At 41.0% G+C, this 26,980-nt stretch carries 22 protein-coding genes and 1 riboswitch; of the genes, 9 read left to right on the top strand and 13 right to left on the bottom strand.

The window, feature by feature from the left end:
* The first annotated feature begins 88 nt into the window (after nucleotides 1-88).
* Nucleotides 89-1,645, top strand: coding sequence for an ATP-binding protein (locus tag NQ505_RS23310; protein WP_008999932.1), 1,557 nt, complete (start codon nucleotides 89-91; stop codon nucleotides 1,643-1,645).
* 43 nt (nucleotides 1,646-1,688) lie between these two features.
* On the opposite strand, the gene NQ505_RS23305 is transcribed toward NQ505_RS23310, so the two are convergent.
* Nucleotides 1,689-3,263 (bottom strand): ribonuclease E/G, encoded by a 1,575-nt coding sequence (locus NQ505_RS23305; protein WP_004304193.1) that lies wholly within the window; start codon nucleotides 3,261-3,263, stop codon nucleotides 1,689-1,691.
* Nucleotides 3,264-3,546: 283 nt separating this feature from the next.
* Complete coding sequence (locus NQ505_RS23300) at nucleotides 3,547-3,822, bottom strand: HU family DNA-binding protein (protein WP_004300646.1); 276 nt, start codon at nucleotides 3,820-3,822, stop codon at nucleotides 3,547-3,549.
* 211 nt (nucleotides 3,823-4,033) lie between these two features.
* Between NQ505_RS23300 and mutY the strand changes: the two genes are divergently transcribed.
* From mutY to NQ505_RS23280, 4 genes are all read left to right on the top strand, one after another.
* Nucleotides 4,034-5,068 (top strand): A/G-specific adenine glycosylase, encoded by a 1,035-nt coding sequence (gene mutY / locus NQ505_RS23295; protein ID WP_008999933.1) that lies wholly within the window; start codon nucleotides 4,034-4,036, stop codon nucleotides 5,066-5,068.
* 106 nt (nucleotides 5,069-5,174) lie between these two features.
* The gene (locus tag NQ505_RS23290) at nucleotides 5,175-5,654 is read left to right on the top strand and encodes a single-stranded DNA-binding protein (RefSeq protein WP_008999934.1); all 480 of its coding nucleotides are present in this window, start codon (nucleotides 5,175-5,177) and stop codon (nucleotides 5,652-5,654) included.
* A gap of 77 nt (nucleotides 5,655-5,731) precedes the next feature.
* Nucleotides 5,732-7,087, top strand: coding sequence for a gliding motility-associated protein GldE (locus tag NQ505_RS23285; RefSeq protein ID WP_008999935.1), 1,356 nt, complete (start codon nucleotides 5,732-5,734; stop codon nucleotides 7,085-7,087).
* A complete protein-coding gene (locus NQ505_RS23280; RefSeq protein WP_008999936.1) occupies nucleotides 7,065-7,697 on the top strand; it encodes a 4'-phosphopantetheinyl transferase family protein in 633 nt (210 codons plus the stop codon). The genes NQ505_RS23285 and NQ505_RS23280 overlap by 23 nt, the downstream gene beginning before the upstream one ends.
* Nucleotides 7,698-7,858: 161 nt before the next feature.
* Here the strand turns inward: NQ505_RS23280 and NQ505_RS23275 are convergent, their stop codons facing one another.
* The 9 genes from NQ505_RS23275 to NQ505_RS23235 all read right to left on the bottom strand — a co-directional run bounded on the left by NQ505_RS23275 (nucleotide 7,859) and on the right by NQ505_RS23235 (nucleotide 20,163).
* Nucleotides 7,859-8,083, bottom strand: coding sequence for a (4Fe-4S)-binding protein (locus NQ505_RS23275; protein WP_008999937.1), 225 nt, complete (start codon nucleotides 8,081-8,083; stop codon nucleotides 7,859-7,861).
* Nucleotides 8,084-8,091: 8 nt separating this feature from the next.
* Nucleotides 8,092-8,394 carry a GNAT family N-acetyltransferase gene (locus NQ505_RS23270; protein WP_004300639.1) on the bottom strand — a complete coding sequence of 101 codons (303 nt, stop codon included), beginning with the start codon at nucleotides 8,392-8,394 and terminating at the stop codon, nucleotides 8,092-8,094.
* A gap of 80 nt (nucleotides 8,395-8,474) precedes the next feature.
* On the bottom strand, nucleotides 8,475-9,848 hold the full coding sequence (locus NQ505_RS23265) for a tryptophanase (protein ID WP_032853692.1): 1,374 nt from the start codon (nucleotides 9,846-9,848) through the stop codon (nucleotides 8,475-8,477).
* 218 nt (nucleotides 9,849-10,066) lie between these two features.
* The gene (locus NQ505_RS23260) at nucleotides 10,067-11,377 is read right to left on the bottom strand and encodes a DUF5074 domain-containing protein (RefSeq protein WP_008999939.1); all 1,311 of its coding nucleotides are present in this window, start codon (nucleotides 11,375-11,377) and stop codon (nucleotides 10,067-10,069) included.
* Between the two features lie 49 nt (nucleotides 11,378-11,426).
* The gene (locus NQ505_RS23255) at nucleotides 11,427-13,439 is read right to left on the bottom strand and encodes a YncE family protein (protein WP_008999940.1); all 2,013 of its coding nucleotides are present in this window, start codon (nucleotides 13,437-13,439) and stop codon (nucleotides 11,427-11,429) included.
* Nucleotides 13,440-13,458: 19 nt separating this feature from the next.
* Nucleotides 13,459-15,504 (bottom strand): TonB-dependent receptor plug domain-containing protein, encoded by a 2,046-nt coding sequence (locus tag NQ505_RS23250; protein ID WP_008999941.1) that lies wholly within the window; start codon nucleotides 15,502-15,504, stop codon nucleotides 13,459-13,461.
* Between the two features lie 182 nt (nucleotides 15,505-15,686).
* Nucleotides 15,687-15,887, bottom strand: a riboswitch (cobalamin riboswitch).
* Nucleotides 15,888-16,563: 676 nt separating this feature from the next.
* Nucleotides 16,564-17,508, bottom strand: a complete 945-nt coding sequence (locus tag NQ505_RS23245) for a DUF5106 domain-containing protein (protein ID WP_008999942.1) — start codon at nucleotides 17,506-17,508, stop codon at nucleotides 16,564-16,566.
* 156 nt (nucleotides 17,509-17,664) lie between these two features.
* Nucleotides 17,665-19,446, bottom strand: a complete 1,782-nt coding sequence (locus NQ505_RS23240; protein ID WP_004321367.1) for a sensor histidine kinase — start codon at nucleotides 19,444-19,446, stop codon at nucleotides 17,665-17,667.
* 27 nt (nucleotides 19,447-19,473) lie between these two features.
* Nucleotides 19,474-20,163 carry a response regulator transcription factor gene (locus tag NQ505_RS23235; protein WP_004300631.1) on the bottom strand — a complete coding sequence of 230 codons (690 nt, stop codon included), beginning with the start codon at nucleotides 20,161-20,163 and terminating at the stop codon, nucleotides 19,474-19,476.
* A 241-nt stretch (nucleotides 20,164-20,404) separates the two neighbouring features.
* Here NQ505_RS23235 and NQ505_RS23230 point away from each other — a divergent pair, with 241 nt between their 5' ends.
* The 4 genes from NQ505_RS23230 to NQ505_RS23215 all read left to right on the top strand — a co-directional run bounded on the left by NQ505_RS23230 (nucleotide 20,405) and on the right by NQ505_RS23215 (nucleotide 25,404).
* Entirely contained in the window at nucleotides 20,405-21,598 is a 1,194-nt protein-coding gene (locus NQ505_RS23230; RefSeq protein ID WP_004321364.1) for a hypothetical protein, read from the top strand.
* A gap of 140 nt (nucleotides 21,599-21,738) precedes the next feature.
* On the top strand, nucleotides 21,739-22,539 hold the full coding sequence (locus NQ505_RS23225; RefSeq protein ID WP_004311244.1) for a DUF3805 domain-containing protein: 801 nt from the start codon (nucleotides 21,739-21,741) through the stop codon (nucleotides 22,537-22,539).
* A 1-nt stretch (nucleotide 22,540) separates the two neighbouring features.
* Entirely contained in the window at nucleotides 22,541-24,409 is a 1,869-nt protein-coding gene (locus tag NQ505_RS23220; protein ID WP_004300627.1) for an ABC-F family ATP-binding cassette domain-containing protein, read from the top strand.
* 155 nt (nucleotides 24,410-24,564) lie between these two features.
* The gene (locus tag NQ505_RS23215) at nucleotides 24,565-25,404 is read left to right on the top strand and encodes a histidinol-phosphatase (RefSeq protein WP_004304183.1); all 840 of its coding nucleotides are present in this window, start codon (nucleotides 24,565-24,567) and stop codon (nucleotides 25,402-25,404) included.
* 1 nt (nucleotide 25,405) lies between these two features.
* On the opposite strand, the gene NQ505_RS23210 is transcribed toward NQ505_RS23215, so the two are convergent.
* Both NQ505_RS23210 and NQ505_RS23205 read right to left on the bottom strand, forming a co-directional pair.
* A complete protein-coding gene (locus NQ505_RS23210; protein WP_004304182.1) occupies nucleotides 25,406-25,621 on the bottom strand; it encodes a hypothetical protein in 216 nt (71 codons plus the stop codon).
* Between the two features lie 26 nt (nucleotides 25,622-25,647).
* Nucleotides 25,648-26,883 carry a fucose isomerase gene (locus NQ505_RS23205; RefSeq protein WP_008999943.1) on the bottom strand — a complete coding sequence of 412 codons (1,236 nt, stop codon included), beginning with the start codon at nucleotides 26,881-26,883 and terminating at the stop codon, nucleotides 25,648-25,650.
* Nucleotides 26,884-26,980 lie beyond the last annotated feature (97 nt).

Here is a 26,980-nt window from a genome sequence, read left to right as displayed (position 1 = left end):
AAAGAATCTTTTCACTTGCTATGACAAAGAGTTCTATTAAAAATATATATCTTTGCAAGAAAGGCATTGATTAATAAAAGAAGAGAATATGAGCCATAAAATTTATCCGATCGGCATTCAGAATTTCGAAAAAATTCGTAATGACGGTTATTTCTATATTGATAAGACAGCACTGATGTATCAAATGGTAAAGACTGGAAGTTATTACTTCTTGAGTCGTCCGCGCCGTTTCGGAAAGAGTCTGCTCGTCTCCACCTTAGAGGCCTATTTTCAAGGAAAGAAAGAACTGTTTGAAGGGCTGGCTGTGGAAAAACTGGAAAAGGACTGGATAAAATATCCTATACTGCATCTGGACCTTAATATCGAGAAATATGATACATCCGAAAGTCTGGATAATATACTTGATAAATCGCTGACAGCATGGGAAAAACTATATGGTGCCGAGCCGTCCGAACGTTCGTTTTCTTTGCGTTTTGCCGGTATCATAGAGCGCGCCTGTAAGTTGGCGGGGCAACGTGTGGTTATTCTTGTCGATGAATATGACAAACCCATGTTGCAAGCCATCGGTAATGAAGAATTGCAAAAGCAATTTCGGAATACATTAAAGCCTTTTTATGGAGCGCTTAAAACAATGGACGGTTGCATCAAGTTTGCATTCCTTACCGGTGTGACAAAGTTTGGCAAAGTCAGTGTGTTTAGTGACTTGAACAACTTGGACGATATATCCATGCGAAAAGATTATGTTGAAATCTGTGGGGTTAGCGATCAGGAACTTCATGATACTTTGGATGCCGAGCTTCATGAATTTGCTGATGTTCGAGGTGTGACGTATGATAAACTCTGTGCAGAATTGAAAGAATGTTATGACGGCTATCACTTTACACACAATTCAATCGGCATGTACAATCCGTTTAGTTTGCTCAATGCTTTTAAGTATAGAGAATTTGGCAGCTATTGGTTTGAAACGGGCACACCGACCTATCTGGTGAAATTGCTGCAAAAACATCATTATGACTTGGAGCGGATGACGCATGAAGAAACCGACGCCCAAGTATTGAATAGCATAGACTCTGAATCTACTAATCCCATTCCGGTGATTTATCAGAGTGGTTATCTCACTATTAAAGGGTATGATGAAGAATTTGGAATGTATCGGTTAGGTTTCCCGAATCGTGAAGTAGAAGAAGGATTTGTCCGTTTCCTGCTTCCTTATTATGCGAATGTAAATAAGGTAGAATCTCCGTTTGAAATTCAGAAATTTGTTCGTGAAGTACGTTCCGGCGATTACAGCTCTTTCTTCCGTCGTTTACAAAGTTTCTTTGCTGATACCACCTACGAAGTGATTCGCGATCAGGAATTGCATTACGAGAACGTGCTTTTCATTGTTTTTAAACTAGTCGGCTTCTATACCAAAGTGGAATATCATACAAGCGAAGGGCGCATCGACCTTGTCTTGCAGACAGACAAATTCATCTATATCATGGAATTTAAACTGAACGGTACGGCAGAAGAGGCTTTACAACAGATAAACGACAAGCACTATGCTCTTCCTTTCGAGATGGATGGACGGAAGCTTTTTAAAATAGGAGTAAATTTCAGTGCGGAAACCCGCAATATTGAAAAGTGGATAGTGGAAGAGAAATAGATCAAACAAAAAGGCGACCCGTACCTAACGAGCCGCCTTTTGTCTATTTGATTTCGATTTCTTCCTTCATATCGATTTCCTCTCCATGTGTATCATAGAACACATATTGCAGGAATGCGAGTTTTTGACTTGGAATAATCTTGATACCGAATCCGTATTTCATTTGCCACTTCCGTTTCAGAGAAACGAGTCCCTGATTGATATAAGCGGCAACATACGGATGGACGTGTAACGAGAATTTCTTAACCTTCAGTTTATTGACCAGGTAATCAATTTTACTCTCCAAAGTGTCCGTAAAAAGAATGGACGACTTGATAGTGCCTTTGCCGAAGCAAGTAGGGCAGGTTTCGGTCGTGTTGACGTCCATTGCCGGACGCACACGTTGGCGTGTAATCTGCATTAGCCCGAATTTGCTAAGCGGCAGAATATTATGCCGTGCCCTGTCTTTCTGCATATTGGCACACATTCGTTCATAAAGCTTCTGACGGTTTTCGGCTTCATTCATATCGATGAAGTCCACGACAATGATACCACCCATGTCTCTTAATCGCAGTTGGCGGGCCAGCTCGTCGGCGGCTCCCAGGTTTACTTCGAGTGCGTTACCTTCCTGCCCGTTGGCATTCTTGGTGCGATTACCGCTGTTCACGTCTACTACGTGAAGCGCCTCAGTGTGCTCAATAATCAGATAGGCACCACTCTTGTAAGAGACTGTTTTACCAAACGATGATTTAATCTGCTTGGTGATACCGAAATTGTCGTAAATGGGAAGTTGGCCTTTGTACAGTTTCACGATATTAGCCCGGTCGGGCGCAATCAGTGATACGTAATCCCTAATTTCATTGTACACAGCCTCGTCGTTGACGTGAATATTCTCAAATGATGGGTTGAAGAGGTCGCGCAACAAACCTACGGCGCGGCTGGTTTCTTCATAAATCAACGTCGGGTACTTGGTGGCTTTTTGTACTTTTACCATCGCATCTTCCCAATGCTTAACCAAAACTTTAAGCTCTCCGTCGAGTTCGGCTACGCGTTTGCCTTCGGCTACCGTGCGGACAATGACACCAAAGTTTTTAGGCTTGATGCTCATCAGCAGTTGTTTAAGGCGGGCGCGCTCTTCGCTCGATTTAATTTTTTGTGAAACAGAAACCTTATCATTGAAAGGGATCAGTACGAGATAGCGTCCGGCAAACGAAATTTCGGACGTCAGTCGCGGTCCCTTAGTGGAGATCGGTTCCTTAACGATTTGCACCACTACTTCTTGTCCTACTTTGAGGGTGTTGGATACGGTTCCATCCTTGTCAAGGTCGGGAAGCAGGGTTGCTTTGCTGATGGAGGTCAGCTTCTTTTTGTCGCTTAAAGTCTGCTTTACAAACTTTTCGAGTGAGTTAAATTGAGGACCCAAGTCTAGATAATGAAGGAAAGCGTCTTTCTCGTAACCGACGTCTACAAAGCATGCATTCAGTCCGGGCATCAATTTCTTGATACGTCCCAAATACATATTGCCCACAGAGAAAGAAATATTTCTTCCTTCGCTTTGAAGTTCCACCAGGCTCTTATCTTCGAGAAGGGCGATGGAGACCTCTTTGGGCTGTACGTCAACTACTAGTTCATTTGTCACTGTTTTGTTTCCTTATTATTGATTGAATCTCGTTTATATGAACAACTTTTTTGACAAATTGTTCATTTTGGGTTAGCTACTTAAACAAAGAACAAACTTGAAAGACATTAGCTTCGCAAGTTTGTTCTTTATTTCTGTGTGATCCAGACTTAAAAATTATTTTTTGCTTTTATGTCTGTTCTTTCTTAGTCTTTTTTTACGCTTGTGCGTAGACATTTTATGTCTTTTTTTCTTTTTTCCGCTTGGCATAGCTTCACATTTTATGGGTTAATACTCTTGTTTATTATTTCTTTACTGAAATTGTAAATGTCTTAGCCGGTTTGAAAGCCGGAATGTTGTGCTCCGGAATAATGATCGTAGTGTTTTTAGAAATGTTACGAGCAGTTTTCTGTGCTCTTTTCTTTACTACGAAACTACCAAACCCACGCAGGTATACGTTCTCATCGTTAGACAGTGAATCCTTTACTGCATCCATAAATGCCTCAACTGTTGTAAGAACTGTCTGCTTATCAATCCCAGTTTTCTTTGTAATCTCGTTTACAATATCTGCTTTAGTCATTTTTCCTTAAAAAAAATATTATTACTATGTTATTGCTAATTTTTTGGACTGCAAATATATAGCTTTTTAAGCTCCTAAAAAAATATATTCTGCACATTTTTCTAAAAAAATAGTGGCATAGGGTTTTCTTAGAGCTAAAAGAGTTACTTTTGTGTGCCTTTTGAGTAGGATATACAAGATAAATGTTAGATAATACATTAGGAATGAGGATATGAACGAGTTTACGAAAACGATTGTAGAGTGGTATGAAGAGAATAAACGTGAACTGCCCTGGAGGGAGTCTGCCGATCCGTATCTGATCTGGATTTCGGAGATTATTCTTCAACAGACGCGGGTGGCGCAGGGGTATGATTATTTTCTTCGCTTTATCAAGCGTTTTCCCGATGTACAGACTTTGGCTGCTGCGGATGAGGACGAGGTGATGAAGTATTGGCAGGGGTTGGGGTATTATTCGCGTGCCCGCAATCTTCATGCTGCCGCCAAAAGCATGAATGGTGTTTTCCCGAAAACATATCCGGAAGTGCTGGCTCTGAAAGGAGTGGGGGGGTACACGGCGGCAGCTATCTGTTCGTTTGCTTACGGTATGCCTTATGCGGTGGTGGATGGTAATGTGTATCGGGTGCTTTCACGTTATTTCGGTATAGATACTCCGATTGATTCGACGGAAGGAAAGAAACTTTTTGCAGCATTGGCAGATGAGATGTTGGATAAGAAGCATCCGGCTGTTTACAATCAGGGAATAATGGATTTCGGAGCGATTCAGTGTACTCCGCAGTCGTCCAACTGTTTGTTTTGTCCCTTGGCAGGCGGTTGCTCGGCACTTTCGAAGGGGTTAGTGACAAAGCTTCCGGTGAAACAGCATAAAACAAAGACTACCAACCGTTACTTCAATTATATTTATGTACGTGCGGGCGCGTATACCTTTATAAATAAACGAACAGGAAATGATATTTGGAAGAATCTGTTCGAATTGCCATTGATAGAGACTCCGACGGCTCTTTCGGAGGAAGAGTTTCTTGCTTTGCCGGAATTCCGTGCATTCTTTGCATCGGGGGAAGTGCCGGTGGTGCGTTCAGTTTGCAGGGAAGTGAAGCATGTGTTGTCTCACCGAGTGATTTATGCTAATCTGTATGAAGTAACATTATCTGAAAATTTGACTTCTTTCGGTAACTTCCGGAAAATAAAAGTGGAGGAACTGGAGCAGTACGCTATTTCAAAGCTGGTGCAAAACTTAATTAATACCTAATACCTAATACTTAAAACTTTAATACTTAAAATTCTTGCATCCTATTGTTATTCTGTTTAATTTTGGCAGCAGATTTAATTTTAAGAATCATAAACTTGATACAGATATGTCAGTAAATAGAGTGATATTGATAGGAAATGTAGGACAAGATCCTCGGGTGAAATACTTCGATACAGGTTCGGCAGTGGCAACTTTCCCATTGGCTACGACGGATCGTGGATATACGTTGGCTAATGGAACCCAGATTCCCGAAAGAACAGAGTGGCATAATATCGTTGCATCTAACCGTTTGGCAGAGATTGTAGATAAATATGTGCACAAAGGTGACAAACTGTATCTGGAAGGGAAGATAAGAACGCGTTCTTACAGCGACCAGTCGGGTGCTATGCGCTATATCACCGAAATTTATGTGGATAATATGGAAATGTTGTCTCCGAAAGGAGCTAACCTGGGTGCGGGAGCTTCTGCTTCCGGACAGCCTGCTATGGGACAGCAGCAACAACCGGTTGCCGGCCAGCCGCAACAAACGCAGCAGTCGCAGGCGCAACCTGTACAAGATAATCCGGCAGATGATTTGCCGTTCTAAATAATGTGATAGTGTGCCAATCGATTTTTTCTAACTCATTGGCACATTATCTTTTGTTTAACTAAAATATAAACTCTTTGGACTCAGATGGTTATTTAAGCCAATTGGCTGACATTTTCAACGGTATTACCGTAAACACTCCTTCTATCTCTGCTATTATTGCCATAGCGCTGGCAGGTGTGCTCCTGCTTGCTTCCGGCTTTGCTTCGGCTTCCGAAATAGCTTTTTTCTCACTTACTCCTTCCGACCGGAATGATATTGATGAACACAATCATCCTTCCGATGAAAAAATAAGTGCCCTGTTGGGTGATTCAGAACGCCTCTTGGCGACGATATTGATTACGAACAATTTTGTGAATGTGACCATTATCATGCTCTGCAATTTCTTCTTTATGAATGTGTTTGTTTTCCATTCTCCGTTGGCAGAGTTCCTGATACTGACCGTCATCCTGACTTTCCTCCTGTTGTTGTTCGGTGAAATTATGCCTAAGATTTATTCGGCACAGAAAACATTGGCCTTTTGCCGTTTTTCGGCACCGGGAATTTACTTTCTGGAAAAGGTATTCCGTCCGATAGCTACTGTGCTTGTGCGTTCGACAACTTTTCTGAATAAGCATTTTGTGAAGAAGAGTCACAATATTTCTGTGGATGAACTGTCGCACGCGTTGGAACTGACGGATAAAGCGGAGCTTTCTGAAGAGAATAATATTCTGGAGGGAATTATCCGTTTCGGTGGGGAAACCGTGAAGGAGGTGATGACATCACGCCTGGATATGGTCGATTTGGATATTCGTACGTCTTTCAAGGAGGTGATGCAATGTATCATTGAAAATGCTTATTCACGTATTCCTATCTATTCCGGTTCACGGGACAATATCAAAGGGGTGCTGTATATTAAAGACCTTCTGCCTCATGTCAATAAGGGGGATAATTTCCGTTGGCAGTCATTGATTCGTCCGGCTTATTTTGTGCCGGAGACGAAGATGATTGATGATTTGCTGCGTGACTTCCAGGCGAATAAGATTCATATTGCTATTGTAGTGGATGAGTTTGGAGGAACTTCCGGACTGGTAACGATGGAGGATATTATCGAAGAGATTGTAGGTGAGATTCACGACGAATACGATGATGAAGAGCGTACATACGTTGTTTTGAATGACCATACCTGGATATTTGAAGCGAAAACGCAATTGACGGATTTCTATAAGATTGCAAAAGTAGACGAAGACGAATTTGAAAAGGTGGTGGGAGATGCAGATACATTGGCAGGTATGTTGCTCGAAATTAAAGGTGAATTCCCGGCGCTGCATGAGAAAGTGACGTATCACAATTATGAGTTTGAAGTGCTCGAGATGGATAGTCGCCGTATATTGAAAGTTAAGTTTACAATTCTGCCGAAGGAAGTGGAAGATGGCGTTGTTTCTGCAGTATAAGACAAATGGTATACAGTGGGCTGTCTGGAAGATGGAAGAGTCTTTGGATGCTTTATTGCTTCTTTTGCCCGGTGCGCGAAGAGCTTTCTGTGAGCAGGAATTGAATCGCTTTGTCTCCGAACGTCGTAAGATGGAATGGTTGTCGGTTCGTGTTCTGTTGTATTCCATGTTGCAGGAAGACAAGGAAATTGGTTATTCTCCCGAGGGGAAACCTTATCTCACAGATCATTCTTCTTTTATCAGTATTTCTCATACGAAAGGTTATGTGGCAGTGATGCTTGCTTCTTCGGTTCCGGTAGGCATTGACATTGAGCAATATGCCCAACGGGTTCACAAGGTATCCGACCGCTATGTCCGTCCTGACGAGCAAGTAGAATCTTATCAGGGAGATATAACCTGGGGGCTGCTATTGCATTGGTCGGCAAAGGAAGCTGTTTTCAAGCGGATGGAAAATGCGGATGCTGATCTTCGTAAACTCCGGCTGACGCATTTTATTCCTCAAGGGGAGGGGATGTTTCAGGTTCAGGAGTTGGCTACGGAGCAGCAAGAACTTTATTCTGTCGGTTATCGTATTTGTCCGGACTTTGTATTGACGTGGACATTGAATTGAACGGACGAAGAAGTATGTGAAGCTCTTTTCTCGGTGTGTTATCATGGTCCGAATGTCGTGTCTTTCTAAAATGAAAAATGAGACTGCCTCATTTTTTTATTTTGAAGCAATCTCATTTTTATGAATTCAAAGCCTTTCAAGCGAAGTCTTTCACTATTGGGTTATTTCTCTTTTTTATTAAGTCGATAGCTCAATGCTCCTGACGGACATTTGCTGATTTGTGCAATTAATTCTTCTGTTATCGCATTTTCGATTTGTACCCAGGGTCTTTCTTTGGGATGATAAACATTAGGTAGCATCTTTACACATATTCCGGCATGCTGACATAATTCAGGCTGCCATACAATGGTCAGTTCACCATTGGTATATTCAATTTTTTTTCCCATATATGTATTTATTTAATATGAATACCACGCATTACAATTCGCTTCCATTCCGGATGTTTGTGAATATATCCGGCTACAAACGGGCAAAGCGGTACCAGGCGTAGACCTTGTCGCTCGATGTCTGCCAATGCTTTTTCCGCAAGTTGTGAACCTACTCCCTTGCCGCCTAATGAGGCGGGTACTTCGGTATGTACAAGGTATATTTCTCCATTGTTTGATTTGATATAGTCTATTTCAGCTATTTTGCCATCGATCTGAAACTCATACCGATGTTTTTCTTCGTTGTCTATTAATTTATAATCTTCTGCCATAATTTTTACGTATTAAGTTCGATTATAATATAAACACTTGGGGAACACTTTTGTTTTACGCGAACAAATATTCTCCAAGTTTATAATCTTTCCAATTGAACTGTGAAGTGTCTCATTAAGGGAGCTTCCCAGGCGATACGTACTCCATGAGTGATGCTTTCTCTGCGTTCATATACATTTTTGAGGGCGGCAGCTATTACATTCATGTGATTGTCGGTATATACTCTGCGGGGGATTGCGAGGCGAAGTAGGTCAAGGCCGTTAAAGCGATTTTCATGGGTCACCGGATCACGGTCGGCAAGGATATAACCGATTTCGCATCCACGGATACCGGCTTCCAGGTAGAGCTCTACGGTTAGCGTCTGCGCCGGGAATTCTTCTTGAGGAACATGTGTCAGCACTTTAGGCGCATCAATGAAGATGGCGTGTCCTCCGGCCGGACGTTGGTAAGGGATTCCGTATTCATCCAGTTTCTTTGCCAGGTATTCCACTTGTTTGATACGTGTTTCGAGGTTGTCGAATTCGGTGTTTTCGTCCAGTCCGATGGCGAGGGCGTTCATATCCCGTCCATTCATGCCTCCGTAGGTAAGATAGCCTTCGTATTGTACACAGAAGCCTTTTGCACCTTCATACCAGTCTGCACGCCGCGTGGCAATAAATCCGCCCATATTGACGATTCCGTCTTTCTTGGCGCTCATTGTCATGCCATCGGCAAGAGAGAACATTTCCCGTGTGATTTCTTTGATAGTTTTGTCTCGGTAACCTTCTTCGCGCATTTTGATGAAGTAGGCATTCTCGGCAAAACGTGCAGAGTCGAAAAGTACGGGTTTGCCATATTTGTCGGCGATGGCACGTACTTCGTACAGGTTTTGCATGGAGACGGGTTGTCCTCCGGCTGTATTGTTGGTGATGGTGACGATGATAAAAGGAATCCGTTCAGCGTATTCTGTGAGGGCTTTCTGTAATTTATCAGGGTCTACATTTCCTTTAAACGGTATTTCTAGTTGGGTTTGTTTGGCTGCATCGATGGTGCAGTCTAATGCGATGGCATGACGTCCCTCGATGTGCCCTTTGGTGGTGTCAAAATGTGAGTTGCCGGGCACAATGTCTCCTTCATGTACCAAATAAGAGAAAAGAACATTTTCAGCGGCACGTCCCTGATGGGTTGGTATGATGTATTCAAATCCTGTTAGTTTCGTAATCATCTCTTTCAACTTGAAGAATGAGGTTGCTCCGGCATAGCTTTCATCACCTAGCATCATTTCCGCCCATTGGCGGTCACTCATCGCTCCGGTTCCCGAGTCGGTGATGAGATCTATATAAACTTGTTCTGATTTGAGCTGAAAGACATTATAATGTGCTTCTTTAATCCATTGCTCACGCTCTTCACGTGTGCTTTTCCGGATGGGTTCTACCATCTTGATTTTCCATGATTCAGCAAAAGGTAATTCCATTGTTGTAGATTTATAGTTTAGATCGACGAATGTAGCTAAAATCTGCGTGATTAACAAATATATGATGACTTTTTGTAAGTTGTGGCTGATGCGGATGCCTCTTTGTGAAATAGTAGGAAATCAAAATATAGTGGATGGAGAAATGAAAAGAGTCAGACTTCCATTGGGAATATCTGACTCTTTAAAATTATAGGATAATTTCTAATGTAGTACTATGTTTATTGAAAGGCTATAGTCGATGGGAACCAATAAGTTCCAGTATAATCAATTACTTCTTTCTGAGTACCAGTGACTCCATTTGCTATGTAAATATTAGTATTTAAATAATGTGTCGACCATCCGTCTTCTGTATAGATAATGTATACATCTCCATTTCTGGGATCGACTTGAACACCTGCTCCATATACCGATTTATCAGCAGCAGGAGCAGAGAAGAATAGGGTAGCATTTTTTGTTTCTACATTATATTTATAAATGTTCTTACCATATACACTGTAACCTTCTTCAACCATTTGTACTAAATATAATGCATTCTCTGTTATAGATGCACATAATCCTGTAGGAGTATAGGCCCACTGGTTATAAAAAACACTTAGTCCGTTAGGTAATTCAACTTCTTCATGATCTAATGTCTCTACATTGATTTTAATTAATTTGTTACCATTTGCGGCCCATAATGTACCATCCTTGGTTTGGGCGAATCCTGTTTTTATTTGGTAGGCTATGTCTTGTTTAAAGGAAAGATCATTGGTATTATATACTTTAATTGTGTTTTTGCTGCTAATGAATATGTATTTGTCTGTTTTATATACATCTTCGTTATCGCTACTAACTGCATCTAAACCTGATAACTTTTCACCTAATGTCAATTGCTTTAAATTAACTTTGAATGCTCCATTACTAGTTGTAAGAATACCAGTTTCATTGTTAACAATGCAAAAGTTTTGTCCTTGTGCATTTTGGTCCAACCCGGCTTCTATCTTATTTACAACTTGGTTATTTTCCAAATTCATTTTAACAAGGAAAGGACTTTTTTTACTAACGATGTACATGTAACCGTTATTGATAATACCTACAGTTGAAGTTACTCCTAGTCCTTCTACTATATTATATTGCCATTGTTCCTGTTTGTATCTATTAACAGAACCTTTGCCTTGACCTTCATTAATAACATAGAATGGTGGTTTAACGACTATTATATTAATACTTTTTTCCTGCGCTTCATTGTTGGCTGTTACAGTTAGCGTTATCGTGTGAGTTCCTGTGACATCACTTTGAAAAGTATAAGTGCTTTGGGTAGAGACTTCCTTTCCAGCTGTTGACCATGAGTAATGAACTTCTCCTTGTGGGTTACTTAATTGAGCTTCAAGTTGAATAATTTGTCCTGTTACTATAGTAGTTCCATCTTCTACACCTAAACTGGTAATTTCTATTTTTGTGCTATTGTCATCGTCATCACTACATGATGTTGAAACAAATGGCAGTGCGAATAATGCCAACAGATAAAGTTGGCTGATTAAGAATTTCATTTTCTTCATTTTTCTTAAATTAATAAATTATATATAGTTTATTGTCTTTCTATTTCTTGAAATGTAAATCTTCAACGGCCTGTAGCTCTGTGGAGATTTCTCCCATCCATCCACTACTTTGGTTGACTGCTGTATAGATTCTTACAAAATCGATTCCATCTAATACGACAGGATTTCCGTTCTTATCTACTGCCCAGTCTATTTTGAATTTACATTGTTCTTCTCCATTTGGATGATTATCGGCATATCCCCAGGCATAACAATAACCCACCCAATGTTCGGGCATATTTTCACGCGGTTCATTCACTGTATTATCTTTCAGACGACTTCCATGGAATGTGATTTGATCTTCCTTTATCCATGCTGGGTAATAAGAATTTGTTGTATGGTAATCATTCCGATATACATATCCTTCATTACCTTTATTGTCAGTCCACTTAACATCTTCTTTCGGAGAGGATGGGCGATAATATGTGATTGTATAATTTTTGGTCGTAGCAGGAGAGTTATATTCACTTCCTGCCAGTTCATACCATTCATCATCTGCTAATCCATTTCCATTAGTGTCTTTGGACACTAATACAATACCTGGTTCAGAGCTTCCCCCGAGAGCACCGGTCAATGTTCCGAACATATCATAGTATGCGTTACCATATATCTTAAGATCGTATTCACCCGGGACATTAGGAACGGTATGATCGAATCCTACTGTGATATAGCCACCATATGCTCCAAGACTAATCAAGCATAGATCGGTATCTTTCAATTGTTCTTCTGCATATTTTCTAACCTCTTCAGCGGTATAATTCTCTTTATAAGCTGTGGTAACAGTATTCATATATTGACTGGGAGCCGGATTGTAGTCCAATACTTTATTGGCAAAAGCAGAGGGGGCATTCGGGTCGGATTCTTCTCCGTCACTATCACCAGTCGATGCTTTTTGGCTAAATATGACATTGTTGGGATTGAGACCGATACGGTTTAATCTGAATAATAGTTGACCGTTTGTATTGAAACATAATACATCTCCGGTTATCGTATAGCTATATGCTTCTGTGATATACACATTACCACTATAAGGGTTGACATTAATGCTATATGGAGTACTAATCTTAGTTCCATCTGTGATGAAATTCTCCCGTATCGTCTCTCCGGTTCTTAAGTTTAGTACTTTGATAGACGATGCTTCGGTATTGTAATTATAATTATATAGATAAGCTATGTTGTTATTATCGATGGCAAAGTTCATCACTTTTTCGTTATAAATGCGTTCTACTTCGTCCGTCTGGCTATTAATCTTCACAAAGTTAAAATCTCCGTCTGCAATATTGCTTCCATAAGTTGCCACATAGACCGCTTCGTCTGGTCCTGGTAAAATACAGCCGGGGTTAGGACCAACTTCTATCTTTTTTATTTCGGTGAAAGATGCGATGTCGATAACGGAGACTGTATTATCTACCCCTAATCCTTCCGAATAGTCTAATCCTCCAGAGTTGGAGACATACAATTTCTTATTCTTCACACAAATGTTTTCCGGATTTCTTCCGGCTTTTGTGAAACTTTCTATTTGCAGCGAAGTCGTATCAATACGTGCTACTGTTCCATCAAACGAACATACATATGCTTTGTTTTCATAGAAAGCGATATGGCGTGGTTGTCTGGAACTTCCATTATCTGTAAACATAGGGATTTGTTTGATCGATATACCTGTTTGGAAGTCAATCACTTCAATGGTACTCGATACATTCACTACAATATACAATTTACTTCCGTAGAGTGCAATGTCGTTGGCTGTATCACCTAACCCACGCTTATTCAAGTCTTTAAAATAGTTTTTGACTAGTTTGTTGCTTTTGAATGAATATTTAGCTAATGAACTATTGTTCAAGTTGAACAAACCTTCACTTAATATGTATATTTCGGCTGTTCCGGTTTCTGTAATATTACCATCTATGGTTGTTGAAGTCGGCTTGTCTTCTAAGTCATCGCAGGCTACGAAGAGTGGCAGGAATGCGCAAAATAGTGTCTGACATATATATAATATTTTTGTTCTTATATTCATAATTTACCTGCTTTTATTCTTAATATTTAATATTTAAAGTTGCTCTGACGGAGCGCCCTGGCATGGGGAAGTTTTTCACAATCTCATAGTTTTTGTTGGCTATGTTTAGTACTTCTACGCTGACTGAAGTATGAGTTTTTAGAATGTGAAAACTGCGACTTATTGAAATACTATGATCGCTATAACCCTCCATACTATTCTCGGCTATATTTTCATTCTGCACATACCGTTTCCCGGAGAAGAGGAATGAATACGAAAAATTGATCCACGGTGTTTCGATACCGGCTTGTCCTGAACCGGATACACGGGGAGTATAAGCTATCTGATGTTTGTAAGTCCTCCCTGCTTCGGTAGTGGGGTCAGAATTAGTTATATCCAAAGCTTGTTGGTAGGTATAATTACCGGAGAGATTAATACGGATTCTTTCCCAGGGCTGAAGAGATAAACTACCTGTGGCGTCAATTCCTTTGATTTCAACCTCACCCAAATTTCTCATACTCCATACGGCAAGATTCTTAGTTGGGTAGGCGATGATTTTATCTGTCACCTTGTTGTAATATGCATCGATTGTAGCAGATAAATAAGGTAAGAACGGACATACGTTTTTGCTATATGTCAGACCTACGTTATATTGTCGTGCGTTTTCCGGTCTTAATTTAGTGTTTCCCACTTCCTGATAATATAAATCATTGAAACTAGGTAAACGGAAAATGTCTTTATAAAAGAAGCGAATACGGAATTCTTCGTGATAAAATGGTTTGAATGAAGCACTTATATACGGTGTTAATTTACGATGGTTGCCGGCACTACCCCCTTCTTTTACATCCTCGTTTATAATTGTTGCTAAAGCTGATGCGGAGATTGTTAGCCAATCATTCATGTACTTCCCCGCAAGAGCTGTCAACCATGAATAACGTGTAGGTTGTGCAAACTCATTAAGATTAGCATTCATTGTATTGATGCTTCCATCTGTAGAAAGAGAGAATGAAAGATTGTCCAACATCCGGTAGAGGACAGAAGCAGAGAGGTAATACTCTTGTTGATAATAACTGTTTTCTGTCTTACCTTTAGAATTTGGAGTGTCTGGGTCCAAATAACGCTGATAACTCCAGTTCCATTTGGCAGAAGATTGGAATACCCATTGGCGGCTGAATTCTTTTTTGTATTGGCTTTGCACAAATGTATTTTTATCCCACAATTGTTGTAGAGAATGGTCATTGTAAAGAGTGGTGGCTTTGGGTAATCCTCTGGACGACTGAAAATAGTATGCTTTAAGTCGGTATTGCTCTTTATCTGAAAAAATGCCATAAAGTCCCGCTTCAGCACGAAAAGTCTGCACATCTGTATTCTTTCGCTTTTCACGAGAGGTCAGATCTTCTTTTGCATCTCCATAGTGTAGGGTATATGGATAATGTCCATCGGAAGACATCCATTCACCATTGGCTGATACCGTCCATTTGGAGTTTAATTGTTGTTCTAATAGTATGGAGGGATTGACCAGCCCCCATGAACCGGTTTTGAAAGATGCACTTATATTGGTTGTTTTTTCTTTCTCAAATCGGGGAGTGAGGGTTTGTATATTCAGTATACCTGCTGCTGCAAAGAAGCGGGCGGGCTGGAAAATGTTGTCGCTTTGACCATTGCTTAAAGAGAGTTGGTCAACGTTATCGAGTGAGAAACGCCCGATGTCGATTTGTCCCGTTTGGCAATCGGTTAGGGCTATTCCGTCATAGCCAACAGCGGTATGTTGTGCTCCCAAGCTTCGTATGGATACAGTTTTTAGTCCGCCAATACCTCCGTAGTCTTTTACGGTCACTCCGGCAAAGTGTTTCACTGCGTCGGATACTTGCAGGGCGTGCAGGTTTTTCAGAGCGTCTTTGGAGAATACTTGCAGGGGAGCGGTAGAACGTACTTCGCGAGTCTGATAGATATCTGATACAGTTACTTCAGGAATAGAATATGTATGTGTCGTATCTACCTTTTGCTGTTGTGCAAAAAGTGGTATGGATAAGAATTGGCAGCAGAATACTGCAAAGATCATTTTCTTAAATGTTCTCTCTTTCATTTAGTTCTTTTTCTGTCTGTTGCTATTTAAAAGTGTCCGGGCGAAATCCCTTCGACCGGACACGCATAAATAAACTTGGCAGAGTTTATTCGTTTTAACACACTTTCTCTGAATTAGAGTGATGAATGAAATGATAGACGACTTGTCCGGTTCATTAGACTCAACGCTTTTTCCTCGAAAGCAGTGAAACATAATTGCATGGTAGGTCTTCTGACTTATTCCTGTTACAAACGCCTTCCCAGATTAGTCTCCAGTGGCAATGAGTGAATTGCTTGTAACATGCATGGAACTTACAGCAGCGGGACTGTTCAGGATTTACACCTGATTCCCTTTTAATTGCTTCCCCCGCATGGGAGTCGCAAACCAATGCGCGACAAAGATAGGGAGTTTATTTGTTTTTTCCAAGTTGGGGGATGTTCTTTTTCTTTCGTCTTGATACGAAAGAAAAAGAACCAAAAAGAACGAGATTGGAGGAGTCGTGCAAGGACCGATTATTTGTTGCTTCTTACTTGTTTTCTTCGATATTTTTTGTATTTTTGTAAATGAGACTGCCACTTATTACAAAATTTACCAAATTAGCGGATTTTAGAGGCGGGTATTGAGTTGCCCGCCTTTTTTTATTTGTTTGACATAAGATTAGCTTTTAAAAAGTATCTTTGTCTATGTCCAACGTTGGACGTATGAAACAGATTTATTGAAACATAATTGGTAGTTTCTTATAGGTGGATGCAGCGGCATCCACCTATTTTGTTCCTTACTGCACCGATATGAATCAAATGTTTTAGACAAGGAATTCAAGTACTAAATTTACATTCCAATTCTGTAGAAAATAATATCTCGATATGCATATATTAATTCGTCGAACTATAGTCTCTCTTTCGTTGGACTATAGTGCTTCGAAAGAAAGACTATAGTTAACTTTGCGTCGGACTATAGTCCGACGAATAAATATATGTATCCGGAGTGATTATATTTAGTATAACTCCGGAATAATTATAGCACATAAAGGGAATAATTACAATCAGTGCAGAAATGAATTAGTTCATTTCTGCACCGTTTTTACTTTAATTCAATATTAGTTAGGTATTCTTCGATAGCTTGTGCGGTGGCGTCTTTTAGGAGCACGATCTTTTCCTTGTTTAAAAGGTAGAGGGTAGGAATAGCCTTCAAATCATATAGTTGTTGTTCTTTGATGGCAAATTTCTTGTCGTATCCGTTGATCCATTCTTTGGGGAATTCATTCAGGTGTTTTCTCCATTCGTCCAACTCTTCGTCAGGGTAGATAGAGAGGACTGTTAGTTTCTTTTGTCCCAAAAGTCGGTTGATGATAGGTGCGTTTTTCAGGGCATCTATTGTTTCTGTGCAGGCATGACAGCCGGGGTTGTTGATGAATAGGAGGATATAGTCGGCTTGCTGTTGATAGAGGGAGCCTTGTGCGCCGGAAGCTAATGTGTAGCTGAAGTTCAGGGCTTTGGTTCCGATACGGTTTTTCTGTGCTAATTCCCGGCGGGCTTTAGGACGTACTTTCTCAATTTCCTCTAACAAGGGAGAAGCTAACATGGCGTCTAATACGGGAATATAGAATTCTTCGTTACGCATGGGGGAGTTGGGGTCGTATAAATATTTATCCGCCAGGTCGGTGATGTAGGTGAATACTTTTTTGTCTACATTCGTTTGTTCGATTGTTTTCCGCATGGCTTCTTGTGCAGTTTCCAACGGGACGTGATTCAGTATGTCACAATAATCCGCCCAAGCTTGTTCGGTCACTTCGGGGTGGTGGATGTAATTAGTGTCGGCGAAGTTGACGTTATCCCAATAGTGTTTTACCAGAAAGTCTGCCCGTTGTTCCGGGGCTGTCATCATTGGGGGGATGGCAGGCAATGTAAAGGTTTTAATGGTGTCTTGTATTACATCATTTTTGTTCAGACTGGAAGCGTTGCCGCTTTTGCAGGCACAAAAGCAAAGGATGCATATAGCTGGAAGAATATGGATGTTTGTTTTCATAACTAACAATTATTACATTGAATTTATGTAGATTACATTGGTGACAAAGATAATGTCCTTTCTACTTTATTCAAAGAATTTTTCTTCCTTTTATTTTGCTGCGTTCTCTTCTGTTAGTTTTTTTGATTAGACAAGTTTTGCAGGTAACTCCTGATTTTACTTCTCCTTTGCCAATGTAAATACAAATTCCAGCCCGCCTCCCTGATTGTTCTTGGCGGAGATGCTGCCACCGTGGATGATGACGGCGTTCTTCACAATAGCTAATCCCAGTCCTGTTCCACCTACTTTCCGTGAACGACCTTTGTCTACCCGGTAGAAACGTTCGAAGAGACGATTCAGATGTTCGGGAGATACTCCAATACCTGTGTCGGCAAAGCTGAAATAGTAGAAATTCTCATCTTCACGGAAACAGTTGATATTGATCTGGATATTACTTCCGGCGTATGCGATGGCATTGTCCATTAGATTACGGAAGATGGAATAAAGTAGTGAGTAATTTCCTTTGATTTGTATACTCTTCTTTAAGGAGTTGACGACTGTAATATGTTTTTCGTCAAGCTCCAACGATACTTCGTTGATGATGTTACCTACCAACACACTGATGTCTACCCGTTCCATGTCGATCATGTTGGCGGCTTCATCCATGCGGGTGAGTACGGAGATGTCGCGTAATAACCGACTTAAACGGTTGCTTTGTGCATAACAACGTTCGAGGAATACGTTGATCTTCTCGCGTGGAATATTTTCATTGCTGACAATGGTTTCCAAATACCCTTGGATACTGCTGACGGGAGTTTTCAACTCATGGGCGATATTCTGGGTCAGTTGGCGTTTGAGTCTAACCTGTTCTTCTTCCTGGGTAACGTCGTTGATGGAAATCTCGAAGCTGGCATCCTGGAAGATGATACATTCTACGATAAATGTCCGTCCATTCTTATTGATGGTGACAGACATTCGTTTTTCACCTTTTCCTCTCGAACGTTCTTGCTGATTCTTATTGATAAAATGAATGATCTCTTGCAGTTCGCTGATGGCAAAGACTTCTTCTGTTGTTTCCAGGTTGGAGTCTGAAATCAGGTTGCTGTATTGGGTGAAAAGATTGTTGACAAGAATCTCTTTTTTGTCTTTAGTAAATATACCTAGTCCTTCGTGTGAGATTTGAAGGTGGGTGATTAGCTTTTCACGTTCAATGTAGAGAGCTTCTTTGGTTTCGTGCAGTCGTTTGTAGATTTGAATGATGTGCTGTGATATTTCTCCCAGTTCGTTGTGCGGGAAGGCGGATTGCATAGCCATTTCGATAGGCTCGTTCCGGTCGGCGCGCATCGCAAATTCACGGAGCTGGCTGATGGAAGTCCCCAGTTTGTTGGTGAATTTGTAGAAGATAATCATTAATAATAAGGTCACGATTACGGTAAACCATAAATAGTGCGGGTCTGCTTGCAGGTTGTTGATGAGGCTGACATTGTAAGGTAAAGCCGAACGGACAATATAATCTTTATAATGAGTGGCCGAATAGAAATAGGGAACTCCGGTTGTCTCGGAAGTACGGCGTACATCATATCCGTTGCCATGTTTTATGGCTTTCTGTACTTCCGGACGGTTCAGGTGGTTCTCCATCTGGTTATTATGACTTGGATAGCTGTCGTAAACAACATTTCCTTGAGCATCAATAAGGGTTACACGCAAGTCTTCCAGGATATGGTTATTGATATAACCGTCGATGATTTCACTGTCAAGAGGTTGATTCTCCAGTTGTTCGTAGAGCCTGCTATTGTAATCTTGCAGTTTGGTGTTTAGCAGTTCTATTTTATATTCCCGTTCACGTTGATACTGGTACGCAATAAAACAAATGGCAAATACCAGGAATAGTGAAATAACCGAAAGGAAAAGTTTTCGGCTAAAAGAAAGAAAATGCTTTTGAGTTACAGGCAGGTTCATAATAACTATTTAATTCGGCATAATTATTTATTCAGCTTCAAAACAGTATCCATATCCGAGACGGGTGACAATGCATTTGCCGTATACCCCAATCTTTTTACGTAGACGGGTGATGTTTACGTCGATAGTACGGTCGAGCACGTACACTTCGTCACTCCAGATGCGGGCCAGGATGTCTTCACGGGAAAATACACGTCCTTTATTCTGTACCAGCAGAAGCAAGATCTCAAATTCTTTTTTGGTCAATGGCACTTCTTCATCGTCGATACTTACTTTTTTCTTTGTGATGTCAATAACGAGCGACTGATAAGTAAGACGTTCGGGGACTCTTTCCGTTTCCGTTGTTACTGTGCGTCTTAATACGGCTTTCACACGGGCGATGACTTCACGCAGCGAGAAAGGTTTTGAAATATAATCGTCTGCTCCCAGGTTGAATCCGGTCACAGTATCGTTTTCGGTATCTTTTGCTGTGATAAAGATAATAGGCACTTTAGCTGTTTTCTTGTCTTTTTTCAGGATGTTCGCCATTTTGAATCCGGAGATTTCTCCCATCATCACATCGAGGAGAATCAAGTGATAGCTGCTGATGTCCATCTTCATTGCTTCTTCAGCAGAGTTTGCAGTATCAACTTCATAACCTTCGTTTTCAAGATTGAATTTCAGAATCTCACAGAGGTCTTCTTCATCGTCGACAACTAGAATACGGTAATCGTTCATAAGATGTATGTATTAATGTGATATGACAAAGTTACGTTTTTATTTTATCCTTTGCAAAGATGAGGAGACTTTGTTACGGGCAGATGAAACGGACGTTACAATCGTGTTACATTCCGGGAATTCCGAGAATTGATGAGGAATATGGAAGTTTTTGTTGATTGTAAGAGGAAAAACCGCTCACTATTTGTTATCTTTGTTAGCGAGATACAATAGAAACGTTTGATTATAGAAACTACAAATAATGATAAAAATTGACTTAAAACGGCATCGGAAAGAAATAATAGGATCGGTGGTGGTACTGTTAATTCTCCTTGGCGGTATGTCTGTGTTTAAATATACTTCATTCAATTCCGGTTTTGAGATTGTGGATGATCTGGGCGGGAATATATTTCCGTCAGCGATTTTGTCTGTTGCCACTACTGATGTGCAGGTGATTGTTCCGTCGGATTCTAATTATTTGGGGAATCCGAAATCGTGTATTGCTGTTCGGGTGAAGTCGAAGACAGCCTATAGCCGGGTACGGATTGAAGTGGCTGAAACGCCTTTTTTCTCCCGTTCGGTGTCGGAATTTGTACTAAACAAGCCTCGAACGGAATATACGATTTATCCTGATATCATCTGGAACTATGAAGCTCTGAAAAATGAGGTGCAGGCAGAACCGGTAAGTGTGGCTATTACTGTCGAGATGAATGGAAAAGATCTGGGGCAACGGGTGCGTACATTCTCTGTGCGCAGTATCAATGAATGTCTGTTGGGGTATGTATCGAATGGAACCAAATTCCATGATACAAGTATTTTCTTTGCTGCCTATGTCAATGAAGAGAATCCGATGATTGACCAGTTGCTTCGCGAAGCACTGAATACTCGTATTGTCAATCGCTTCTTAGGCTATCAGAGTAAGGCTAAAGGGGCGGTGGACAAGCAGGTGTATGCTCTCTGGAATATATTGCAGAAACGCAAATTCCGTTACAGTTCTGTTTCCAACACCAGCCTTTCGAGCAATGTTGTTTTCTCGCAGCGGGTTCGTACGTTTGATGATGCACTGGAATCTTCGCAGATTAATTGTGTGGACGGTAGCGTACTGTTTGCATCACTGCTTCGGGCTATAAATATCGATCCTATTCTGGTACGTACGCCGGGACACATGTTTGTGGGGTATTATACCGATAATTCACATACTGATAAGAACTTCCTGGAAACAACAATGATTGGTGATGTCGATCTGGATGACTTTTTCCCGGATGAACAGCTGGACTCCACAATGGTAGGCAAGTCGCAGAATGAAATGTCGCTATTGACTTTCGAGAAATCGAAGCAATATGCTAATAAGAAGTATAAGGAGAACGAAGAAGGTATTCATTCCGGGAAATTGAATTATATGTTTCTGGAGATTTCTAAAGATGTGCGGAGGAAAATACAGCCAATAGGAAAGTAGATTTAGTGATTAACGTTTAGTGATTTAGTGATTAACGGCTAGTGGTTAGCACTTTCTTTCCGAATGGAATTAATCACTAATCACTAACCACTAATTACTTTTTTTTGTATTTTTGCCAAGTAATCATTTAAAGTAAAAGGATGCAAGGCAAGAAATTTATCTCTCCCGGAGCATGGTTTTCTATGAACTATCCATCAGACTGGAATGAGTTTGAAGATGGCGAAGGCTCTTTTCTTTTCTATAATCCCGATGTATGGACGGGGAATTTTCGTATATCCGCATTTAAAGGAAAAGCCGGTTATGGCAAAGATGCCATCCGGCAGGAACTGAAAGAGAACGATTCGGCTTCATTGGTGAAAGTCGGAACGTGGGAATGTGCGTATAGTAAAGAAATGTTTCAGGAGGAGGGAACTTATTATACTTCCCATTTGTGGATTACAGGCGTTGACGATATTGCTTTTGAATGTTCTTTCACCGTGCCTAAAGGTGGAGTTGTGAAGGAGGCGGAAGATGTAATCGCTACTTTGGAGGTACGTAAAGAAGGGCAGAAGTATCCTGCTGAATTGATTCCTGTACGTCTTTCTGAAATTTATTTGATTAATGAGGGATATGAATGGGTGGTATCTACTGTGAAGCAGGAACTGAAAAAGGATTTTCAAGGAATAGAAGAGGACTTGGAGAAACTTCAACAAGTGATTGACAGCGGTAAGATTGGTTTGAAAAAGAAAGAGGAATGGTTGGCTATTGGTATCACTGTTTGTGCAATTCTGGCAAATGAAGTGGATGGCATGGAATGGAAAACGTTGATTGACGGCAACCGGGAAGCTCCTGTTCTCCAATATAAAGATCGGACCATCGACCCGATGAAGCTCGTTTGGAGTAAAGTAAAGGCGGGAGAGCCTTGCAATGTAATAGAAGAATATAAGAAGTGTTTGGATTAAAATGGCAGTACCTTATTTACAGATAGATAACCTGACCAAGTCTTTCGGTGACTTGGTTCTTTTTGAAAATGTATCTTTGGGCATTGCCGAAGGTCAGCGGGTAGGATTAATAGCAAAGAACGGTAGTGGAAAGACTACCTTACTGAATATCATTGCCGGAAAGGAAGGTTATGATAGCGGTAATATTGTTTTTCGTCGTGATCTTCGGGTGGATTACCTGGAACAGGATCCGCAATATCCCGAAGAACTGACAGTGCTCGAAGCCTGTTTCCATCATGGTAACAGCACGGTGGAATTGATAAAGGAGTACGAACGCTGCATGGAAACCGAAGGTCATCCGGGATTGGAAAACCTCTTGGCACGTATGGATCAGGAGAAAGCTTGGGAGTATGAACAGAAAGCCAAGCAAATCCTTTCACAACTTAAAATCCGTAATTTCGATCAGAAAGTGAAGCAACTGTCCGGCGGACAGCTGAAGCGTGTTGCTTTGGCAAACGCTTTGATTACCGAACCGGATCTGTTAATCCTTGATGAGCCGACCAACCATCTGGACTTGGATATGACCGAATGGTTGGAAGATTACCTGCGTCGTACCAACCTTAGCCTGCTGATGGTGACTCACGACCGTTACTTCCTTGATCGTGTTTGCTCCGAGATTATCGAAATAGACAATCAACAAATCTACCAATATAAAGGTAACTACAGCTATTATCTCGAAAAGCGTCAGGAACGTATTGAATCTAAGAGCGTGGAAATAGAGCGTGCCAATAATCTGTATCGTACAGAACTCGACTGGATGCGCCGGATGCCGCAGGCACGCGGACATAAGGCTCGTTACCGGGAAGATGCTTTCTACGAATTGGAAAAGGTTGCGAAGCAGCGTTTTAATACTGATAATGTAAAGCTGGAAGTGAAAGCATCGTATATCGGAAGCAAGATATTCGAAGCCGACCATCTTTTCAAGAGTTTCGGAGATCTGAAGATTCTGGATGATTTCTCTTATATCTTCTCTCGTTATGAGAAGATGGGAATTGTAGGAAATAACGGAACCGGAAAATCTACTTTTATCAAGATATTGATGGGACAAGTCAAGCCTGATAGCGGAACAGTGGATATTGGCGAAACAGTTCGTTTCGGTTATTATTCGCAGGACGGACTTCAGTTTGACGAACAGATGAAAGTAATTGATGTGATACAGGATATTGCCGAAGTCATCGAATTGGGCAATGGAAAGAAGCTGACTGCTTCTCAATTTCTGCAGCATTTCCTGTTTACTCCTGAAACCCAGCATAGTTATGTCTATAAATTGAGTGGGGGAGAACGTCGCCGTCTTTACCTTTGTACCATCCTGATGCGTAATCCTAACTTCCTGGTATTGGATGAGCCTACCAATGACCTCGATATTATCACGCTGAATGTGCTCGAAGAATATCTCCAAAACTTCAAAGGCTGTGTGATTGTCGTTTCCCATGACCGTTACTTTATGGATAAAGTAGTAGATCACCTGATGGTATTCAACGGACAGGGAGATATTCGTGACTTCCCCGGAAATTATAGTGATTATCGTAACTGGAAAGAAGCAAAGGAACAAAAAGAGAAAGAAGCAGAGAAGCCGCAGGAAGAAAAGACCGCCCGTGTCCGTCTGAACGACAAGCGTAAGATGAGCTTTAAAGAAAAGCGTGAATTCGAGCAACTGGAAAAAGAAATCGCCGAACTGGAAGCTGAAAAAACACAAATTGAGGAACTTCTTTGTAGCGGCACACTTTCCGTTGACGAATTGACTGAAAAGTCAAAACGTTTGCCCGAAGTCAATGATATGATTGACGAAAAGACAATGCGTTGGTTGGAACTTAGCGAAATAGAAGGCTGATTCGTGCCACTATATTGGCACCTTTGTGCCACCTCTTTGGCGTAGCAGTGCCAACATGCTGGCACAGTTGTGCCACTTCGATGGCACAAGTATAGTTTATTATATTCCCGGATAACCAAATAATGATAATATACCCCCAGACAATATAACCTAGTATGACAAACCTAACCAATTATCATAGCCACTGCCTGTATTGCGACGGACGAGCCAATATGGACGATTTTATTCGTTTTGCTATCAGCGAAGGGTTTACTTCTTATGGCATTTCTTCTCATGCTCCACTACCATTTTCTACCGCATGGACGATGGAGTGGGATAGAATGGAAGATTACCTTTCCGAATTCTCTCGTCTGAAAAAGAAATATGCAGGTAAGATAGAGCTTGCCATCGGTCTCGAAATTGACTACCTGAATGAAGAAAACAATCCCTCTTTGCCTTGTTTTCAAAAACTACCACTTGACTACCGGATAGGTTCTGTGCATATGTTGTATTCTCCAGAAGGGAAAATCGTAGATATTGATACCCCGGCAGATCTTTTCCGTCAATTGGTAGACAGGCACTTCGATGGTGACTTGGATTCTGTTGTCCACCTTTATTATAAGAACCTGCTCCGTATGGTAGAGCTGGGAGGATTTGATATTGTCGGTCATGCTGACAAGATGCATTATAACGCTTCCTGTTATCGTCCGGGTTTGCTTGATGAAGCATGGTATGACACGTTGGTCCGCGATTACTTCGCGGTGATTGCCGCACGTGGTTATATGGTGGAAATCAATACCAAGTCTTATCATGAGCTGGGTACATTCTATCCGAATGAACGTTATTTCCCTTTCCTGAAAGAATTGGGTATTCGGGTACAGGTGAATAGTGATGCGCACTACCCTGAAAGAATAAACAATGCCCGCTTCGAAGGGTTAGCCGCTTTGAAGAAAGCAGGTTTTACTTCGGTGGTAGAATGGCATGGGGGGAAATGGGAAGATATTCCCATAGGATAAGTTATTCCATATCCAGGATCTCTTGTTTCTCTTCATTCAACGAAATCAACGTTTTCTTTAGCTCGTCTATTCGTGAATCAATTTCAGTCAACTTCTTCAGATACATAGTTCTAGGTAGCGCATCTTCATAGGCCATGATAAACTCCTCTTTTTCGTCAAAGAGCTGCTCTATTTGCTCTTCAACTCTATTTATAGCACATGTAATTTCTCCTATCATAAATCTTTCTTTTTTTATAGATGCCTTTATTCCGTCCTCTTGCAAGCATTTGCCTGGAAAAACTCGTTCAACGTATCTTCATAGTTACCATGAAGCATAATATGATGATTTCCCAGTGGATTCTTTAAGAAGTATTCGGCCGGAGTATTCATGCGGATGCGCACTTGTGTACGGCACATATTAATATAATTAGTGTTTTCAGTCAATGTTCCTGTAGACAAGTAATATTCATCCAGACATTCACCGCCACATTTTATGATCGTTACATCCCCCGTCGGAAGTAGCCCTTGTATGGCAATTCCTTTTTCTGTTTCAAAGTGATTGCGGATAATATATCTCTCCGTTTGTTTGAGACCTACGGTGCAATGTGCCAATATTAGCTCATTCGTACGGGAATTAATCATGGAAGGATTTGCCATAAATCCATCCTTACCTGTAAGTGCTTTAACTGCTAATAGTGTAAATACAGATTGAAGGTCTCCTTCACAACCTGCTATTATCCCGTCATCATTCAATAAAGATAATGCCACGCATCCGGTAGTGTCGATTTGTTCAATCAGTTTAAAACAGCTTAATGTCAGCGCTTCCAGATTTTCTTCCTGACAGACCTTTTTTATCGCCCGGTATAATCGCATCGCTTTGATTAAATCTTCGGGAGTTCCTTCGCGGCAGGCAAGAGCTTGCGATGCTACAGCCGCGCATGATGCTCCGACTTGGTCATCCGTAATGTGTTTAAATTGTTCATAAATCCGTTCCAATGGAATATCTACATACTCGATTCCCCAACGACGTTTTGCCAACAGATAATCCACGTTACTGGCAACTAACCAGGAAGAAGGACTTCCAATGACTCCGATACGTTTGCCGAACAAGGAACGTTGTGCCTGGAAATTATTATAAAGTGTATGGATACGTAAGATGATAGCCGGTAATTCACCGTGCAGAATTTCACTTTTCATTCCGCGTCCCCGTAACCAGGTGGAAATTTCCAGTGCGGCAGCAAGAGAATTCTGCATGCCGTCTGCCAGTAAAATGGCGGGGCGAGGGAGGTTTTCGAAATGCTGTATGACCAGTCTTTCCACCCCACCGGTAGCGACGAAAATGATTTTGAAATCGTCACTACTAAGTTTGTCCATATCTTGATGGTCGACGAACTTTACAGTATAATATTTTTCAATCTCGCTCAAAATAGCTTCGTGCGAGCTACGTAGCGAGACTTGTTTGTGAAGTATTGAAGCGAATGAGATAAGGTGTATGGTCATTATGATATTGTTTTAAGTTTTCCGTATGACAAATGTATAGCTTTCTTTTCAATTTACCATAACGATTTTAACCTTGCTAAGGTTTTTAAAGTTTTTA

It is taken from the genome of Bacteroides sp. D2, assembly GCF_025147085.1.
GTDB lineage: Bacteria > Bacteroidota > Bacteroidia > Bacteroidales > Bacteroidaceae > Bacteroides.
Note: the sequence above shows the minus strand (reverse complement) of the source record. Positions and strands in the feature narration are given on the sequence as shown.

Coding starts and splice junctions, on each gene's coding strand:
- NQ505_RS23280 (WP_008999936.1), top strand. CDS start 7,065: ATGGCGTTGTTTCTGCAGTATAAGACAAATGGTATACAGTGGGCTGTC.
- NQ505_RS23250 (WP_008999941.1), bottom strand. CDS start 15,504: ATGAAAGAGAGAACATTTAAGAAAATGATCTTTGCAGTATTCTGCTGC.
- NQ505_RS23260 (WP_008999939.1), bottom strand. CDS start 11,377: ATGAAATTCTTAATCAGCCAACTTTATCTGTTGGCATTATTCGCACTG.
- NQ505_RS23240 (WP_004321367.1), bottom strand. CDS start 19,446: ATGAACCTGCCTGTAACTCAAAAGCATTTTCTTTCTTTTAGCCGAAAA.
- NQ505_RS23275 (WP_008999937.1), bottom strand. CDS start 8,083: ATGGGAAAAAAAATTGAATATACCAATGGTGAACTGACCATTGTATGG.
- NQ505_RS23235 (WP_004300631.1), bottom strand. CDS start 20,163: ATGAACGATTACCGTATTCTAGTTGTCGACGATGAAGAAGACCTCTGT.
- NQ505_RS23270 (WP_004300639.1), bottom strand. CDS start 8,394: ATGGCAGAAGATTATAAATTAATAGACAACGAAGAAAAACATCGGTAT.
- NQ505_RS23210 (WP_004304182.1), bottom strand. CDS start 25,621: ATGATAGGAGAAATTACATGTGCTATAAATAGAGTTGAAGAGCAAATA.
- NQ505_RS23220 (WP_004300627.1), top strand. CDS start 22,541: ATGGCAGTACCTTATTTACAGATAGATAACCTGACCAAGTCTTTCGGT.
- NQ505_RS23225 (WP_004311244.1), top strand. CDS start 21,739: ATGCAAGGCAAGAAATTTATCTCTCCCGGAGCATGGTTTTCTATGAAC.
- NQ505_RS23265 (WP_032853692.1), bottom strand. CDS start 9,848: ATGGAATTACCTTTTGCTGAATCATGGAAAATCAAGATGGTAGAACCC.
- mutY (WP_008999933.1), top strand. CDS start 4,034: ATGAACGAGTTTACGAAAACGATTGTAGAGTGGTATGAAGAGAATAAA.
- NQ505_RS23245 (WP_008999942.1), bottom strand. CDS start 17,508: ATGAAAACAAACATCCATATTCTTCCAGCTATATGCATCCTTTGCTTT.
- NQ505_RS23230 (WP_004321364.1), top strand. CDS start 20,405: ATGATAAAAATTGACTTAAAACGGCATCGGAAAGAAATAATAGGATCG.
- NQ505_RS23205 (WP_008999943.1), bottom strand. CDS start 26,883: ATGACCATACACCTTATCTCATTCGCTTCAATACTTCACAAACAAGTC.
- NQ505_RS23290 (WP_008999934.1), top strand. CDS start 5,175: ATGTCAGTAAATAGAGTGATATTGATAGGAAATGTAGGACAAGATCCT.
- NQ505_RS23255 (WP_008999940.1), bottom strand. CDS start 13,439: ATGAATATAAGAACAAAAATATTATATATATGTCAGACACTATTTTGC.
- NQ505_RS23310 (WP_008999932.1), top strand. CDS start 89: ATGAGCCATAAAATTTATCCGATCGGCATTCAGAATTTCGAAAAAATT.
- NQ505_RS23300 (WP_004300646.1), bottom strand. CDS start 3,822: ATGACTAAAGCAGATATTGTAAACGAGATTACAAAGAAAACTGGGATT.
- NQ505_RS23215 (WP_004304183.1), top strand. CDS start 24,565: ATGACAAACCTAACCAATTATCATAGCCACTGCCTGTATTGCGACGGA.